The organism is Gordonia sp. NPDC003504, from assembly GCF_053587995.1.
Genome location: NZ_JBSFPC010000002.1, coordinates 722,315 through 737,608 on the forward strand (window position 1 = coordinate 722,315; position 15,294 = coordinate 737,608).

Genomic DNA, 15,294 nt, shown 5'->3' on the forward strand with positions numbered 1-15,294 from the left:
GATCGTCGTCATCCGGCCCATTGGTTCTCTCGGTCGTCAGTGTCCTTGGCCTCTCGAATCGCATGACCGGCAAAGGCGGCCGTGGCCTCGATCGCCTCCAGTGTCTCCTGGTGACGGAAACCGAAGACCGGGAACGCGTGAATTTGCCACGAATAACTATGGGCCACTGCGTCGATTCCGGCAGCGTCGAGGTTCTCGATGAGGTGGATGACGTCGGGTTCGAGGAGTTCGTTCTCGGCGGTGACCATGATGGTCGGCGGGAAGTCCTCCGGGTCGAGATCGGCGATGCGGCGCGCCCCGGCGAAGGGCCGCGGACCACGCAGGAACGCCGGGGCCAGTTTGCGCAGCTGGGACAGCGGGATGTAGGCGTCGGCGCGGCTGCTGCGGTCGGGATGGTCGGCGAGGTCGATGTCGAGCAACGGGGAGAACCCGATCAGCGCGGTCGGCGCGGGCAGGTCCTGCTCGGCTGCCCCTTCGACGACCTTGGCCGCCAGGAAGCCACCCGCGGAATCCCCGGCCACCACGACGCGTCGAAACCCGCGTTCGGTGAGCAACTCGCGGTACGCCGACATCGTGTCGGCCACCGAGGTGCCGACGCCCGCGGCCGGCAGTTGCCGGTAGACGAGGGAGAACACCGGCAGTTCGGTGGCCTTGGACAGGCGCGCGGCGATGGAACGGTGGGTGCCGACGCCTCCGACGACGAACGCCCCGCCATGCAGGTAGAGGACGGCGGTGTCGGAGTCGCGCCGCGACGGCCCGGTCGGCACGATCAGTTCGGCCGGACGTCCGCCGAGTTCGAGTTGCTCACGGACGACGCCGCGCGGGGTGGGGCCGGCGGCGAAGGTCCGGTCGATGAGGAACAGACCGGCCATTCCGGCCCGGTCCAGGGGCCAGAGCGACATCAGCGGTTTGAGTGCGATGCGGCTGCCCAGCCAGATCGGATACGACAGCAGGCTCGCCTTGCGATGATGCACGATCGGCATCGGACTCCTCCGGGGTTCGGTGTCAGGGGGCCGGTGTCAGGAGGCCGCGGTGTGACGCCTTCGGCCTTGGTACCGGCACGTCGTCGGACCACCCGAGTGGACTGATCGGGAGTGTGTAAGTGAACCTACACCGATCTCCGGCGCTCACGGGGCGGTTACGGCGGGTTTCGCAACCGAACTCACCGGAGCCCGGCACCGAGACGAATGACACCCAGCGTTCACCCACGTCCGGGTCAACACGTGTCCCGGGCGCGATATATTTCTTGCTTCCATGTCTAAAAACGGTGGTGAGAGTGGACATACCCGGCCAATATCTGCTGTCGTCACAGGCGAGCGCACCGCGCACGCTCTGCGACATCCTCGACGAGACCGCCGCACGGTATCCCGACGCACCCGCCATCGACGACGGCGACGTCATCGTCAGCTACTCGCAACTCCTCGCGGTGATCCGTCGCGGTGCCGACCGGCTCGCCGCGGCCGGGGTGCGACGCGGCGGTCGCGTCGGCATCCGGATGCCGTCGGGGTCGCGGGATCTCTACACCGCGATCCTGTCGACGATCTATGCCGGCGCCGCCTATGTGCCGGTCGACGCCGACGATCCCGAGGAGCGCGCCGAACTCGTCTTCGGTGAGGCGGGTATCGACGCCCTCGTCGACGCCTTCGGGGTGCATGCCACCAACCCGGATTCCGACGGGCTCGCACCGGCCATCGCCGACGCGTGTCCCACCGTCACCGACGACGCCTGGATCATCTTCACCTCAGGTTCCACCGGAACCCCCAAAGGTGTTGCGGTGACCCATCGCAACGCCGCTGCCTTCGTCGACGCCGAGGCGCGACTGTTCCTGACCGACGAGCCGATCGGCCCCGGCGACCGCGTCCTGGCGGGGCTGTCGGTGGCCTTCGACGCGTCGTGTGAGGAGATGTGGCTGGCGTGGCGCAACGGCGCCTGCCTGGTGCCCGCACCACGATCCCTGGTGCGCAGCGGCATGGATCTCGGGCCGTGGCTGGTGCAACGTGACATCACCATCGTCTCGACCGTGCCGACCCTGGCGTCGCTGTGGCCGCCGGAGGCCCTCGAGGCGGTCCGGCTGCTGATCTTCGGCGGTGAGGCCTGCCCGCCGGAACTGGCCGAGCGCCTTGCCGTTTCGGGTCGCGAGGTGTGGAACACCTACGGCCCCACCGAGGCCACCGTGGTGGCGTGTGCCGCACCGCTGGGCGGCCCGGGACCGGTCCGTATCGGATTACCCTTGGCCGGTTGGGATCTCGCGGTGGTGGGCGCCGACGGAAGCCCGGTCGCCGAGGGGGAGATCGGCGAGTTGATCATCGGCGGCGTCGGACTCGCGCACTATCTGGACCCGGCCAAGGACGCCGAGAAGTACGCGCCGATGCCGATTCTGGGCTGGGAACGTGCTTATCGCAGTGGCGATCTCGTGCGTCTGGATGCCGAGGGCCTGGTATTCCAGGGCCGCGCCGACGATCAGGTCAAGGTCGGCGGCCGACGCATCGAACTCGGCGAGATCGACAACGCCCTGCAGCATCTACCCGGCGTGAGTGGTGCCGCCGCGGCGGTCCGCACCACCGCGGCCGGCAACAGTCTGCTGGTGGGGTATCTCGTCTCCGCCGATCCCGACTTCGACGTGGAACGCGCCCACACCCTGCTCACCGAACGCCTCCCGACGCCGATGGTGCCCCGCCTGGCACTCGTCGACGAATTGCCCACGCGCACATCGGGAAAGGTCGACCGCAACGCCCTGCCCTGGCCACTGCCCGGCGCGGCCGCGGACGCCGATGACGACGACGCCGACGATCTCTCGCCGACCGAGGCGTGGCTGGCCGGGCGCTGGACCGACGTTCTCGGCGCGCGGATCACCAGCCCGGACGCGGACTTCTTCACCGAGGGCGGCGGGTCGCTGTCGGCGGCACAATTGGTGACCGCGCTGCGCGAACGCTACCCGGCGATCACCGTCGCCGATCTCTACGACCATCCGCGCCTCGGCGCCCTGGCCCGCATGCTCGACACCATCGCGCCGACGACGGTCATCACCGAACGTGAGGTCACCCCGACACCGCGGTCGACCGGCGTGGCGCAGATCCTGCTGTCGGTGCCGCTGACCACCCTGACCGGCTTGCAGTGGGCGACGTGGCTGGGCGTGACCAACAACGTCGGCGCCTGGGCGGCACGCCGACTCGACGTCACGGTGCCGTGGCTGGTCGAGGTGAACTGGTGGGTGGTGCTCGTCGCGTTCCTGGTGTTCATCACTCCCCTGGGCCGGATGGTCATCGCGGCTCTCGGGGCGCGCGTCCTGTTGGCCGGCGTGCAACCCGGCACCTATCCGCGTGGTGGTGGTGTGCACCTGCGCCTGTGGGTCGCCGAACGACTCCTCGAGGCCGCGGGCGCCGCCAACATGTCGGGCGCGCCGTGGATGATCTACCTGGCCCGGGCGCTCGGCGCCGACATCGGCCGGGGCGTCGACCTGCACACCATCCCGCCGGTCACCGGCATGCTCACCGTCGGTGAGGGCGCCTCCATCGAACCCGAGGTGGACCTGTCCGGGTGGTGGATCGACGGCGACGTCGTGCACATCGGTGCGGTCGAGGTGAAGCGCGGCGCAACGGTCGGCGCCCGCTCCACCCTCGCACCCGGCGCGGTCGTCGGGCGGGACGCGGAGGTCGCGCCGGGTTCGGCGGTCTTCGGCCGGGTCAAGAAGGAGCAGCACTGGGCCGGATCACCGGCGGTCAAGGTGGGTAAGGCCGAGCATCGGTGGCCGGCGCACCGGCCACCGCGGCGTACCGCGTGGGTTCCGGCCTACGGACTGTCCTCGCTCCTGCTCGCGGCCATCCCGCTGGTGTCCCTCGGCGCCGGGCTGGTGGTCATCGGGTCGTGGGCGTTGCACGCGAATCGTCTGCGCGACGTCGCCGAACGCGCCCTGATCCTGATCCCCGCCGCCACCCTCGTCAGTCTCGGCACGTTCGCGGTGATCACCGCGGTCCTCGTGCGGTTGCTCGCGATCGACATGACCAAGGGCTATCACCCGGTGCGCTCGCGGGTCGGCTGGCAGGTGTGGATGACCGAGCGACTCCTGGACTCGGCACGCACCTATCTGTTCCCGCTGTATGCGAGTCTGTTGACGCCGTGGTGGTTCCGGATTCTGGGCGTCAAGGTCGGCAAGGGCACCGAGATCTCGACGGCTCTGGTGCTGCCGAAGTTCACCACCATCGACGACGGCTCCTTCCTCGCCGACGACACCATGGTCGCCTCCTACGAACTCGGCGGCGGTTGGCTCTACATCGACGACGCGAAGGTCGGCAAGCGGTCGTTCCTCGGGAACTCCGGGATGACCGGCCCGGGCCGCAAGGTGCCCAAGAACGGTTTGGTCGCGGTGCTCTCGGCCGCTCCGGACCGCGCGAAGAGCGGGTCGAGCTGGTTGGGCAGTCCGCCGGTGCGGCTGCGTCGTACCGCCTCGGAGGCCGACACCTCCCGCACCTTCGATCCGCCGATGCGGCTCAAGGTGGCGCGCTCGGCGATCGAGACACTGCGACTCATCCCGGTGATGGTGTCCTTCGGTCTGGGTCTGTTCATGCTGTTGGGTCTGCAGTACGTCGCGTTCCACACGAGTTATCTCATTGCCGGTCTGGTCAGCGGGCTGATCCTACTGGTGGCCGGGGCGGCGGCGTGCTGCATCGCTGCCGCGGCGAAGTGGCTGGTCGTGGGGCGCATCGTGGTGTCCGAGCACCCGCTGTGGAGTTCGTTCGTGTGGCGCAACGAGTTGTCGGACGCCTTCGTCGAGACCGTCGCCGCGCCGTGGTTCGCCAACGCGGCCACCGGCACCCCGATCCTCAACCTGTGGCTGCGGATGCTGGGCGCGCACATCGGCCGCGGCGTCTGGTGTGAGACCTACTGGCTGCCCGAGGCCGATCTGGTGACCCTGGGCGACGGCGCGACCGTGGAACGGGGCTGCGTGGTGCAGACCCACCTCTTCCACGACCGGGTGATGGCCATCGACCGGGTCACCCTGGAGGCCGGCGCGACGATGGGCCCCCATTGCGTCGCACTGCCGGCATCGGGGCTCGGTGCATCAGCGACGGTGGGTCCGGCGTCGCTGGTCATGCGCGGCGACGTGGTGCCCGCCCACACCCGGTGGCAGGGCAATCCGATTGCGCCCTGGTACGGCTGAGAGACCTGCACTCACATACGCGAAGCGGGCCGTCATCGAGATCTCGGTGACGGCCCGCTTCGTCTACGGGTTGTTGGCGACGTTGCGGTTCAGACCGAGGCGTCGACCTTCTTCGGCAGGGTCAGCAGGGAGGCGATGCTGATGACGATGAGGAAGATGCCGCCGATCAGGACGAGGAAGTCGACGCCGACTCCGCCGAGGGAGATCATCGCGATGCCCGCGAGCAGGCCGATGATGCCGGAGAGGACGAGGAACCAGGTCGGTGCGTGCCCGGACTTGGTGACCGCGGCGTAGAGGTCACCGACGCCCTGGAAGATCCAGCCGACACCGATGAACAGCGCCAGCAGCCACACCGCATTGCCCGGATGGAACAGCGCGATGATGCCGAGGACCAGGATCGCGAATCCGAGGATGCCCAGCAGGACGCGCCATCCGGGGGCGATGAACGTGGCGGCGAAGGCCTGGTAGATGCGGAAGATGCCGGTGATGATCAGCGAGATGCCGAACAGGACGGCCAGCACGATGGTGGTCGCGCTCGGCCAGACGACCGCGATGATGCCCAGCACGATGCCGAGAATCGATGTCGCGATGATCGCTGATCTCACCGCACCGATGAGTTCGTCGGGGATCTGTCTGGTGTACACACCGAATGTCATGGCCGAAGCGTATCCCGCGTGACATGCGGTGGGCACTCAAAGCCGCCAGGTTGAGTCCAAAGGCCCCCGGGAGAATCACCCGAAACGGGTGGCGGTAGACAAGAACGCGTGACGCCGATCGCCTTCTTCCGTACCGAGTCCGACGACCGGGTGATGCCGACCCCGTTCGCCCGAAGCCTATGGGCGCCCGGCACCCTCAACGGCCCGGCGGTCTGCGCATTGGCCGCACACCGCGTCGAGACGGCATTCGCCGAACCCGGTTTTCGTCCCGCCCGTTTCACCATCGACCTGTTCCGGGCAGCGCGGGAAGTCCCCACGATCACGCGTGGCCGGCTCATCCGGTCGGGAGGTCGCATCCGCGTCGCCGAACTCGACGTCGTGCAGTTCTTCGACAATCCGGGGACCGGCGACGACGGTGTCGTCGTCGCCAGGTCGACGACGGTGTTTCTGCGCGAGTCGCACAATCCACCCGGTGACCGGTGGGAACGGCAACCCGACACGATCACGTTCGTTCCGCCGGAGGCCGATGCGGCCCGTGACGCCGCGCTGGACTCGGACGATCCGCAAGCGTTCACCACGTTGTGGTCGCACGATGCGCCCGACGGCACCGTCGGCCGGTGGGATACGGAGATGTCGCGACACCAGAACGGGGCACGGAAACGTCGCTGGTCGCGCGCCGCTCCCGCCGTCCTCGGCGAGCCGATCACGCCGTTCGCGCGCGCGGTGACGGCCGCGGAATCGACCAGCCTGATGGCCAATTGGGGTTCGACGGGCATCGGTTTCATCAACTGCGATCTCACGGTGGCGTTGTCGCGTCTGCCCGAAGGTCAGTGGATCGGCGTGGAGGCCGATTCGCATACCGAACACGACGGCATCTCCGCTTCGACCGCGGGGCTCTACGACTCGAAGGGCATGTGGGGTACCGGCATGGTGACCGCGGTGAACAATTCCGCCGCCGAGATCGACTTCACCAGCCACGATCTGCACGCGCGTTTCGTCACCGAGTGATCGCGCGGGGACCGCGCGGGTCCGGTGTCGCGGCCCCGACGTCGGCTCACAGCTTTTGCTAAGGTCCCGGACATGTTCCGGTCTCGCCTGTCCCGAATTCGGACCGCCATGACGATCGTGGTCACCGCGGCGGCACTGACGACGGGCCTGGCCGTCGCGTCACCGGCCGGTGCCGCCGACTACGCGGCCGGAAATGCGTCGATGGTCGGCCGGCTGACCGGTCCCGGGGCCATTAACGACACGGTCGGCCGATATCAGATCATCGGCACCGACCTCGGCATCATGTGGGACAACGGCCGCGGCGAGATCCTCACCGCCTTCGGTGACACGCAATCCTTCAATGGGTGGTCACTGCTGCACGGGTCGCTGTTCCATTGGCGGTCGAATGTGCTGTTGCGCAGTACCGATCGCAACCTCGCCGACGGGATGACGTTCACCGGGCACACCGGGCCACCCGGCTATGCGAGCAGACTGCTCAAACCCAATCTGCGTCGCGAGATCACCCTGATCCCGACCGCCGGCGTGGCCGTGGGCAACAGGCAGTATCTGAACTACATGTCGGTGAAACGCTGGGTCGCCGACAGCCATTGGGTGACCAACTTCTCCGGCCTGGCGGTGTCTTCCGACAATGGGCGCAGTTGGCACCGGACCGACACCTATCGGCCGAACACGGGCGGCAACGTCAAGTTCCAGATGTCGGCGTATCTGAAGGTCGGTGACACCGTCTACCAGTATGGCACTCCCGACAGTCGTTGGGGTGCAGTCTATCTGGCTCGGGTACCGGCATCGCAGATCGAGAATCTCGGTGCCTACGAGTACTTTTCGCGTGGCCACTGGGTCCCCCGCAATCCCGGGGCGTCGACGCCGATCATGCCGCCGAAGACCGGTGAGATGTCGGTGGCGTGGAATTCGTACCTGGGTAAGTATGTTGCGCTCGTCCAGACCGAACCGGGTGTCATGCTGCGCACCGCCGACAGCCCGCAGGGACCGTGGTCGGCGGGCGAACTCGTCGTCTCACGCAATGACCCGTACTCCGGATACGCGCCCTTCATCCATCCGTGGTCGACGTCGGGTCCGACCCTGTATTTCACCTATTCGGTGTCATACGGATACCAGGTGTATCTGATGCGATTGCCGTTGCGGCGCAACTGATGTCGCCAGGCCTGCGGTCCCGCCTGCCGAGCGGCAGACAGAACCGCAGGTGCTGCGTCAGCGACCCAGCAGTGCGTTCATCTGGTCGATCTCGGCCTGCTGCGAGGTCTTGATCTGCGTTGCCAGCTCGCGTGATTCGGGGTTGACCCCGCCGGCGAGTTCCTGATCGGCCATCGTGATGGCCCCCTGATGATGGGTGATCATCCCCTGCAGCCACAGGGTGTCGAAGGCCTGCCCGCGGGCGTCCTCGAGGGCATCCATCTGGGCATCGCTCATCATGCCGCCCATGGCCGAACTCGAACCCGTCATGGATCCGTGATGCATGCCGCCCATGTCGTCATCGGCATCGTCGTCGACCGCGATCCCCCAGGACCGCAGGCGAGCCGTCATCTGGTCGATCTCCGGCTGCTGGGCATTCTTGATCTGCGTTGCCAGAGCGAGGATCGCAGGATTGTCGGTGCGACTCGGCACCAGTTCGGCCATCTCGATGGCCTGCTCGTGATGAGGGATCATCATCTGGTTGAACATGATGTCGGTCTGATTGTGCGCCGAGGCGCCCGGCGACGACGTCACCGAATCCATGGCGCCGCTCATGTGACCGGCGTGTGCCCCGCTCGGATGTGTCGCGGTCTCGTCCGACGACGAGCAGCCCGCGACGATCAGGGCTGCGCAGGCTGCGAGGGCAGCACCCGTCAGTCGGGTGCGGTTGATGGTGAACATCTGAAAACTCCTGTGCGAGTGATTGATACGTATTGTCGGAGGGCTTACGCCGTCCATCAGCAGCGGATCACCGAAAGCGTCAGATGGGTGGGATGGGCCCACGGGGGTGGACGCCCCAGCCGGCCGATGAGTGCCGGCGCGATACCCATCAGGACGGGTAGCGCCGCGAAACCCCAGACCAGGATCAGCAGGATCACCGGCGGCAGCGGGACGTCGTCACCCCGCAGGGATACGCAGTGATGTCCGAGGACGCAGTGGTCGCCGTCACTCAGGTGCGCCTGGTCGGTGTGCTCGTGCATCCCGGCGGTCGCCATGGACGGTGCCGTCTGAGCAGATGCCACCGAGTGCGTCGATCCGTCCCGCGAGCCGGCTGTCGAGGTGCCGGCGATCAGCGAATGCATGAGCGCCACCGCAACACCGAGCAGCATCACCACGACGACGCGCAGCCACCGCTGTCGCTGGGGTCGTCTGACGATCGGCATGCCCCCGAGGCTATCCGGATTGCGAGACCGAAGCCCCCGGCGGCACACCATCGGCCACGTCGGCGTCGGCAACGGTCTCCCGGTGCGCCGACTCCGCGTCGGGGTCCGCCGCCTCGTCGCGTTCGGCGGCTTTCCGGGCGTTGCGCGGCCCGACGATGCGGCGATCGATCAGTTGGTACACGAGTACCACCGCGCCGGCCAGCGCCCACCCGAGCAGGATGTCGAAGACGTAGTGCTCGGCGGTGTAGACGAGCGTGAACGCCATCGCGAGGGCGTAGCCCATGAACAGTGTTCGGCCGAGCGCCTTGACCCGCGGCCACATGAACAGCGCGAGCAGCATCGTCAACCCGGCGTGCAGGGACGGAATCGCGGCGACGAGATTCGACTTCCCCTGACCGATCTCGATGAGGTCGGATGCGACGTGGATATGCAGGAATTCCCAGCCGCGCGGGGAGATGCGCTCCACATACGGCGCGGCGTCGGCATACGAGGGGTCGATCGGCCCCAGCATGCCACCGGGTTCGGTGGCCACCGGGTTGGTCATGCAGATCGCTTCGCGCGGGCCGTCGGCGACCTGGGCGGCGGTGCATCGTGCTGCCGCCCAGGGCGGGGCCGCGGGAATCAGGGTGTACCCGACCAGCCCGAGGAAGGTGGTCGCGACGAAGCAGATCGCGAACCGACGCCACGCCGAGCGGTCCCGCAGCCACAACACCGCCGCCACCGCATACGGAACGACGAAGTACGACATGTAGACGACGCTGGTGATGACCTCCCACCACGGCGCCGACGGCTGTTTCAGGTGCTCCTGCAGCCACACCGTCGGGACGACCCCGAACATCGCCTTGTCCACATCGGGCGCGAGATGCCATTCGACGGGCACCTGAATGAGCTGGGCGACGTTGCGGGTCCAGTCGTAGAGCAGCAGGATCAGCGCGAACGGCGCCCAGTCGAGGAAGACCGTGATCGTTCGTCGGCGTCCGATGCTGGCCGCGATGAGACCGAGGCACAGCAGGATGATCAACCGGGTGCGGTCGAAGGCCAGGCCGTACTGGACGACCTGCCAGACCATGAACAGGCCCCACGCGATCAGTGCGACCCTGCGTACGACGGTGAGGTCCCGACGCTTCTCGGGTTCGGCCTCCATCTCGGCGGCCGCGGCGAGGTCGTCGAGGACCGGTTCGAGGTCGACGGGGTCGGCAGCGGAATCGTCGGTCACAAGGTTGTCGGGCAGTGAGTCGCCGGGGACGGGGTTATCGGGTCTGACGTCATGGGATCTGGTGTCGTCGGATACCGAATCCTCGGTCGCCGACCGCGCTCTGGGGAACCGCGAGGCCTGACCCGTCGTCTCGTCGATACTCAAGCCCCAGCCCCTCACCAATTCCGTTTCCCGCTCGTCACCCAACGTCAGCCTAATGAACATCTGGTGTTCTCGACGCGTTCGGACACGCGTTGTTCTCCGTTCGACACCCAAACCTCCTAGACTCGAGAGTGGTAGAGGTCACAGTCAGTGGGCCCGGGTCCGGTAGGGAGGTCGACGATGCCGAACAGATTCCTGCGATACGGCGATCAGCGGTACATCATCACCAGGGAGGCCGAGGCACGCCTCGACCGCGCGCTCGAATCCGTGTACACCAAGGGCGGCGGCCATCAGTGGCTGAACCTCTATCACGACACCGAGGCACCGTGCCGTCTGCTGATCGCGTCGGGCGTTCCCATCACCATCGAGACCGAACCGAACGACTGACCGGGCAGTTCACGCCGTGTCCATATCGGCCCGCAGATGAGCGGTCGGCCCGAGGATCAGCGGTCGGCCCGAGGATCAGCGGTCGGCACCGCACTCCAGGGTGTCTCTTCCGTTGCCTCTGCGAGGGATCGGCGGCATCGATTGTTCTCCGGCAAGGCGGAGGAGGCGTCGTCCCGAGGTGCGAGGTACGAGCCTCGACGGCGAGTAATAGCGGAGCCGTTGTGACCGACGACAACGCAGCCAGGGGGCAATCCGCCGCGTTGAGCTCCGTCGAAACGAGCCGCCAAGACCCGCAAAGGGCAATGGGAGACATACCCTAGGGTGAGAACCATGCGAATCGGAGCCCATCTGCGCGAGGACGACGACCCCTTGGCCACCGCGACCGATCTCGGGATCGACGTCTTCCAGATGTTCGTGACCGATCCGCAGAAGTGGAACAAGCCGGTCCCCCGCGATGATGCGGCAGCCATCCGCGAGTCACCGATCGACGTCGTCGTGCATTCGAGCTATCAGATCAATGTGGCCAGCCTGAACAACCGGCTGCGGATGCCGTCACGCAAGGCCGTCGAACAGCAGGCCGCCGCGGCTGCCGATCTCGGAGCGTTCGGACTCGTCGTCCACGGTGGTCATCTCCGGGACAACGACGATGCCGCCGAGGGCTTCGCCAACTGGCGGAAGCTGTTCGACCGGCAGGTCGACAAGGGCGGCTTCGGCGTTCCGATCCTCATCGAGAACACCGCCGGTGGCGATCACGCCATGGCGCGCACCCTCGAGGCGATCGATCGACTTTGGGAGTCGGTCGGCGATTTCGACCAGGCCGGTTTCTGCCTCGACACCTGCCACGCCTGGGCCGGAGGTGAGGATCTCGTCGGCCTCGTCGAACGCGTCCGGGCGATCACCGGTCGTATCGACCTGGTACACCTCAACAACTCTCGTGACGAATTCGATTCCGGCCGCGATCGGCATGCGAATCTCGGTGACGGACACATCGATCCGGAGGTGCTGGCCGCGGTCGCGGCCGCCGCCGACGCCCCGGTCATCCTGGAGACCCCCGCCGAGGGCATCCCGGACGACCTGGCCTATCTGCGGTCGGCACTGACCGTGTGATGGGTTGGACGACAACGGCTGCACCACAGGTTTGCGCCGCCGGAGTTCTTCCCCCACCTACTGATTCGTCCCCCAGCAGTTTCCGGCCGAAGAACGCGAAAGTGGGGGACGAACCACTCCTCCCCCACTTTTGTGCTCCCCCAGCACTTTCGGCTCGCGTAGCGCTGTCCCCCGCACACCGCCCAGCACCCTCACACGGCAGCGTCGAGCCTGGCTCGCTGATCGTCGGTGAGGGTTAGTTCGGCCGCGTCGAGGGCCTCGTCGAGTTGGGCGACCGAACTCACCCCGACAATCGGACGTATCGGCGGCGTGCCGCCGAGCAGCCAGGCGAGCACCACCTGACCCGGCGTCGCACCGAGTTCTGCTGCCACATAGGCCAATTCGGCGAGACGGCGGGTCGTTCCTGGGTGATCGTAGGGTTCGGGGAACGGACGGTCGGCGCGGTCATAGCTGCCCTGGATGAGCGGGCTGTAGGCCCACAGCTCCAACTCCGGATGCTCGGTGACGTAGTCGATCGTCTCATCCGTCATGAACCCGAACCGGTGATCCTTACCCGGCACCGCGGCATCCGGACGCGGTCGCACATACGACGTCGAGAGTTGCAGGGCAGTGAAGGGCTCACTGCCCGCGACCGCGGCCAGCGCCCGCGCCTGCTCGACCCGCCACGTGGGGTGATTGGAGATGCCGATCCGCCCGACCGTCCCGTCGGCGACGAGCCCGCCGAAAGTGGCGACGATTTCCGCCATCGGGGTGGCGCGGTCTTCGAGGTGCGCCCAGTAGAGGTCCGTCCGGTCGGTGCGCAGCCTGCGCAGACTCGCCCGTACCGACCGCGTCACCACATCGGCGGCCAGCCCGACAACCTCCCCCGGGCGGCCCGGCACCGGCTCGGGCCCCACCTTGGTGGCGAGCACGACCTCGTCGCGCACGCCGGGGTTGTCGGCGAACCACCGTCCGAGCATCTCCTCGCTCTGCCCGCCGGCGCCGGTACCGGAGGCCCAGAAGGCGTAACAGTCGGCGGTGTCCAGGGTGGTGCCGCCGCGCTCGAGGAATCGTTCGACGATGGCGCGGGAGGTGGGGCCGTCGGTACGCGTGCCGAAGTACATACAGCCGAGGACGAGGTCTGCAGTGGACATGCGATCGAGGGTACGGAGCCCCGCAGCTCCGGCACCCCACATGGCGCCGCTTTCAGCTGCTTGCAAAAGTCAGCACGGTCACAAACCATCGGGTTGTCGACCAGAACCCGGCAGGGTATTCTTGAGGTTACCGGCCAGTAACTTAGGGTCGATCGGTGCTGCTCTCACACCGTTTGCCCTCGAGTTCTCCAGCCAAGCAGTGAAGCGACGATCGCCGCACGGGACCAGTTCAGCCCGCGTCAGATAGGAATCCACAAATGGGCCACTACAAGAGCAACATGCGCGACCTCCAGTTCAACCTCTTCGAGGTTTTCGAACTGGACAAGGTGCTCGAGTCGGGGGAGTTCGGCGACCTGGATCATGAGACCGCCGTCGACATGCTCCGCGAGGTCAAGTCCCTCGCCGAGGGCCCGATCGCGGAGTCCTTCGCCGACGTCGACCGCAACCCGCCGGTCTTCGATCCCGACACCCACAGCGTCACCATCCCCGAGGGCTTCAAGAAGTCCTACAACGCCCTCATCGAAGGCGGCTGGGACAAGGTGGGCGTCGCCGAGGAACTCGGCGGCATGCCCGCACCCCGCTCGCTGTACTGGGCGATCGGCGAGATGATCCTCGGCGCCAATCCCCCGGTGTTCATGTACGCCGCCGGCTCCGGTTTCGCGAACATCTTCTACGACAACGGCACCGACGAGCAGAAGAAGTGGGCCGCAATCTGCTCCGAGCGCGGATGGGGCGCCACCATGGTGCTCACCGAGCCCGATGCCGGCTCCGACGTGGGCGCCGGCCGCACCAAGGCCACCCAGCAGGAGGACGGCTCCTGGCACATCGACGGCGTGAAGCGATTCATCACCTCCGCCGACCAGGACATGACCGAGAACATCTTCCACCTGGTGCTCGCCCGCCCCGAGGGCGCCGGCCCCGGCACCAAGGGCCTGTCGCTGTTCTTCGTCCCCAAGTTCCACTTCGACCCGGAGACCGGCGAACTCGGCGAGCGCAACGGCGCCTTCGTCACCAACGTCGAACACAAGATGGGCATCAAGGCCTCGGCGACCTGTGAGGTCACCTTCGGCCAGCACGGCATCCCAGCCAAGGGCTGGCTCGTCGGCGAGGTCCACAAGGGTATTGCCCAGATGTTCGACGTCATCGAGCACGCCCGAATGATGGTGGGCACCAAGGCCATTTCGACGCTGTCGACCGGTTACCTGAACGCCCTCGACTACGCCAAGGAGCGTGTGCAGGGCGCCGACATGGTGCAGATGACCGACAAGGCCGCTCCGCGTGTGACCATCACCCATCACCCGGACGTGCGGCGTTCGCTGATGACCCAGAAGGCCTACGCAGAAGGCCTGCGAGCAGTCTACCTCTACACCGCGTCGCATCAGGATGCCGTTGCCGCACAGATCGTTTCGGGCGCCGACGCCAACCTGGCCCACCGCGTCAACGACCTGCTGCTGCCGATCGTCAAGGGCGTCGGCTCCGAGCGTGCCTACGCCAACCTCGGCCACGAGTCGCTGCAGACCTTCGGCGGTTCCGGCTTCCTGCAGGACTACCCGATCGAGCAGTACGTCCGTGACTCCAAGATCGACTCGCTCTACGAAGGCACCACGGCCATCCAGGCGCAGGACTTCTTCTTCCGCAAGATCATTCGCGACAAGGGCCAGGCCCTGGCACACGTCGCGGGCCAGATCCAGTCGTTCATCGACTCCGAGGCCGGCAACGGCCGCCTCAAGGCCGAGCGCGCACTGCTCAAGACCGCGCTCGAGGACGTCCAGGGCATGGCGGCCTCGCTCACCGGCAACCTGATGAACGCGCAGGAGAACCCGAAGGACCTCTACAAGGTCGGCCTGGGCTCGGTGCGCTTCCTGATGGCCGTCGGCGACCTGATGATCGGCTGGCTGCTGCTGCGCCAGTCGGAGATCGCCATCGCCAAGCTGGATGAGGGCGTGACCGGCGACGACAAGGCCTTCTACGAGGGCAAGGTCGCGGTCGCGAGCTTCTTCGCGAAGAACATGCTTCCGCTACTCACCGCGGTCCGCGTCACCGTCGAGAACGTCGACAATGACATCATGGAGCTCGACGAAGCGGCCTTCTGAGCCACTGGAAGCGCGAAGGGCTGGGACCCGTAGGTCCCAGC

Annotated in this window: 12 protein-coding genes; 6 read left to right on the top strand and 6 right to left on the bottom strand. The window is 67.0% G+C overall.

Features of this window, described 5'->3' with window-relative positions; all coding sequences use genetic code 11:
* Positions 1–8: 8 nt before the first annotated feature.
* Positions 9–983: an alpha/beta hydrolase gene (locus tag ACWDPV_RS07600; RefSeq protein WP_449742405.1), complete on the bottom strand. Its 975-nt coding sequence runs from the start codon at positions 981–983 to the stop codon at positions 9–11.
* Between the two features lie 284 nt (positions 984–1,267).
* Here ACWDPV_RS07600 and ACWDPV_RS07605 point away from each other — a divergent pair, with 284 nt between their 5' ends.
* A complete protein-coding gene (locus ACWDPV_RS07605; protein ID WP_449742406.1) occupies positions 1,268–5,158 on the top strand; it encodes a Pls/PosA family non-ribosomal peptide synthetase in 3,891 nt (1,296 codons plus the stop codon).
* An 89-nt stretch (positions 5,159–5,247) separates the two neighbouring features.
* Here the strand turns inward: ACWDPV_RS07605 and ACWDPV_RS07610 are convergent, their stop codons facing one another.
* The gene (locus ACWDPV_RS07610; protein WP_449742407.1) at positions 5,248–5,814 is read right to left on the bottom strand and encodes an HdeD family acid-resistance protein; all 567 of its coding nucleotides are present in this window, start codon (positions 5,812–5,814) and stop codon (positions 5,248–5,250) included.
* 108 nt (positions 5,815–5,922) lie between these two features.
* On the opposite strand from ACWDPV_RS07610, the gene ACWDPV_RS07615 reads away from it, so the two are divergent.
* Positions 5,923–6,822: an acyl-CoA thioesterase domain-containing protein gene (locus ACWDPV_RS07615; RefSeq protein WP_449742408.1), complete on the top strand. Its 900-nt coding sequence runs from the start codon at positions 5,923–5,925 to the stop codon at positions 6,820–6,822.
* Positions 6,823–6,930: 108 nt separating this feature from the next.
* The gene (locus ACWDPV_RS07620) at positions 6,931–7,974 is read left to right on the top strand and encodes a DUF4185 domain-containing protein (protein WP_449742409.1); all 1,044 of its coding nucleotides are present in this window, start codon (positions 6,931–6,933) and stop codon (positions 7,972–7,974) included.
* A 57-nt stretch (positions 7,975–8,031) separates the two neighbouring features.
* Here ACWDPV_RS07620 and ACWDPV_RS07625 read toward each other — a convergent pair whose 3' ends face one another.
* Genes ACWDPV_RS07625 through ACWDPV_RS07635 form a run of 3 tightly spaced genes read right to left on the bottom strand, consistent with a single transcriptional unit; the run spans position 8,032 to position 10,536 of the window.
* Positions 8,032–8,694: a DUF305 domain-containing protein gene (locus ACWDPV_RS07625; RefSeq protein ID WP_449742410.1), complete on the bottom strand. Its 663-nt coding sequence runs from the start codon at positions 8,692–8,694 to the stop codon at positions 8,032–8,034.
* Between the two features lie 56 nt (positions 8,695–8,750).
* The gene (locus ACWDPV_RS07630) at positions 8,751–9,176 is read right to left on the bottom strand and encodes a hypothetical protein (protein ID WP_449742411.1); all 426 of its coding nucleotides are present in this window, start codon (positions 9,174–9,176) and stop codon (positions 8,751–8,753) included.
* Positions 9,177–9,186: 10 nt separating this feature from the next.
* Complete coding sequence (locus ACWDPV_RS07635; protein WP_449742412.1) at positions 9,187–10,536, bottom strand: phosphatase PAP2 family protein; 1,350 nt, start codon at positions 10,534–10,536, stop codon at positions 9,187–9,189.
* A 177-nt stretch (positions 10,537–10,713) separates the two neighbouring features.
* Here ACWDPV_RS07635 and ACWDPV_RS07640 point away from each other — a divergent pair, with 177 nt between their 5' ends.
* Positions 10,714–10,920, top strand: a complete 207-nt coding sequence (locus tag ACWDPV_RS07640) for a hypothetical protein (protein WP_449742413.1) — start codon at positions 10,714–10,716, stop codon at positions 10,918–10,920.
* 330 nt (positions 10,921–11,250) lie between these two features.
* Positions 11,251–12,027 carry a deoxyribonuclease IV gene (locus ACWDPV_RS07645; RefSeq protein WP_449742414.1) on the top strand — a complete coding sequence of 259 codons (777 nt, stop codon included), beginning with the start codon at positions 11,251–11,253 and terminating at the stop codon, positions 12,025–12,027.
* A gap of 191 nt (positions 12,028–12,218) precedes the next feature.
* Here ACWDPV_RS07645 and ACWDPV_RS07650 read toward each other — a convergent pair whose 3' ends face one another.
* Positions 12,219–13,160, bottom strand: a complete 942-nt coding sequence (locus tag ACWDPV_RS07650) for an aldo/keto reductase (protein WP_449742415.1) — start codon at positions 13,158–13,160, stop codon at positions 12,219–12,221.
* Between the two features lie 257 nt (positions 13,161–13,417).
* Here ACWDPV_RS07650 and ACWDPV_RS07655 point away from each other — a divergent pair, with 257 nt between their 5' ends.
* Positions 13,418–15,253 (top strand): acyl-CoA dehydrogenase, encoded by a 1,836-nt coding sequence (locus tag ACWDPV_RS07655; protein ID WP_449742416.1) that lies wholly within the window; start codon positions 13,418–13,420, stop codon positions 15,251–15,253.
* The last annotated feature ends 41 nt before the right edge of the window (positions 15,254–15,294 follow it).

Bases quoted from the DNA above. Each gene is read 5' to 3' on its own strand.
- ACWDPV_RS07630 (WP_449742411.1), bottom strand. From the start codon at position 9,176: ATGCCGATCGTCAGACGACCCCAGCGACAGCGGTGGCTGCGCGTCGTC.
- ACWDPV_RS07600 (WP_449742405.1), bottom strand. From the start codon at position 983: ATGCCGATCGTGCATCATCGCAAGGCGAGCCTGCTGTCGTATCCGATC.
- ACWDPV_RS07655 (WP_449742416.1), top strand. From the start codon at position 13,418: ATGGGCCACTACAAGAGCAACATGCGCGACCTCCAGTTCAACCTCTTC.
- ACWDPV_RS07650 (WP_449742415.1), bottom strand. From the start codon at position 13,160: ATGTCCACTGCAGACCTCGTCCTCGGCTGTATGTACTTCGGCACGCGT.
- ACWDPV_RS07620 (WP_449742409.1), top strand. From the start codon at position 6,931: ATGACGATCGTGGTCACCGCGGCGGCACTGACGACGGGCCTGGCCGTC.
- ACWDPV_RS07640 (WP_449742413.1), top strand. From the start codon at position 10,714: ATGCCGAACAGATTCCTGCGATACGGCGATCAGCGGTACATCATCACC.
- ACWDPV_RS07625 (WP_449742410.1), bottom strand. From the start codon at position 8,694: ATGTTCACCATCAACCGCACCCGACTGACGGGTGCTGCCCTCGCAGCC.
- ACWDPV_RS07610 (WP_449742407.1), bottom strand. From the start codon at position 5,814: ATGACATTCGGTGTGTACACCAGACAGATCCCCGACGAACTCATCGGT.
- ACWDPV_RS07645 (WP_449742414.1), top strand. From the start codon at position 11,251: ATGCGAATCGGAGCCCATCTGCGCGAGGACGACGACCCCTTGGCCACC.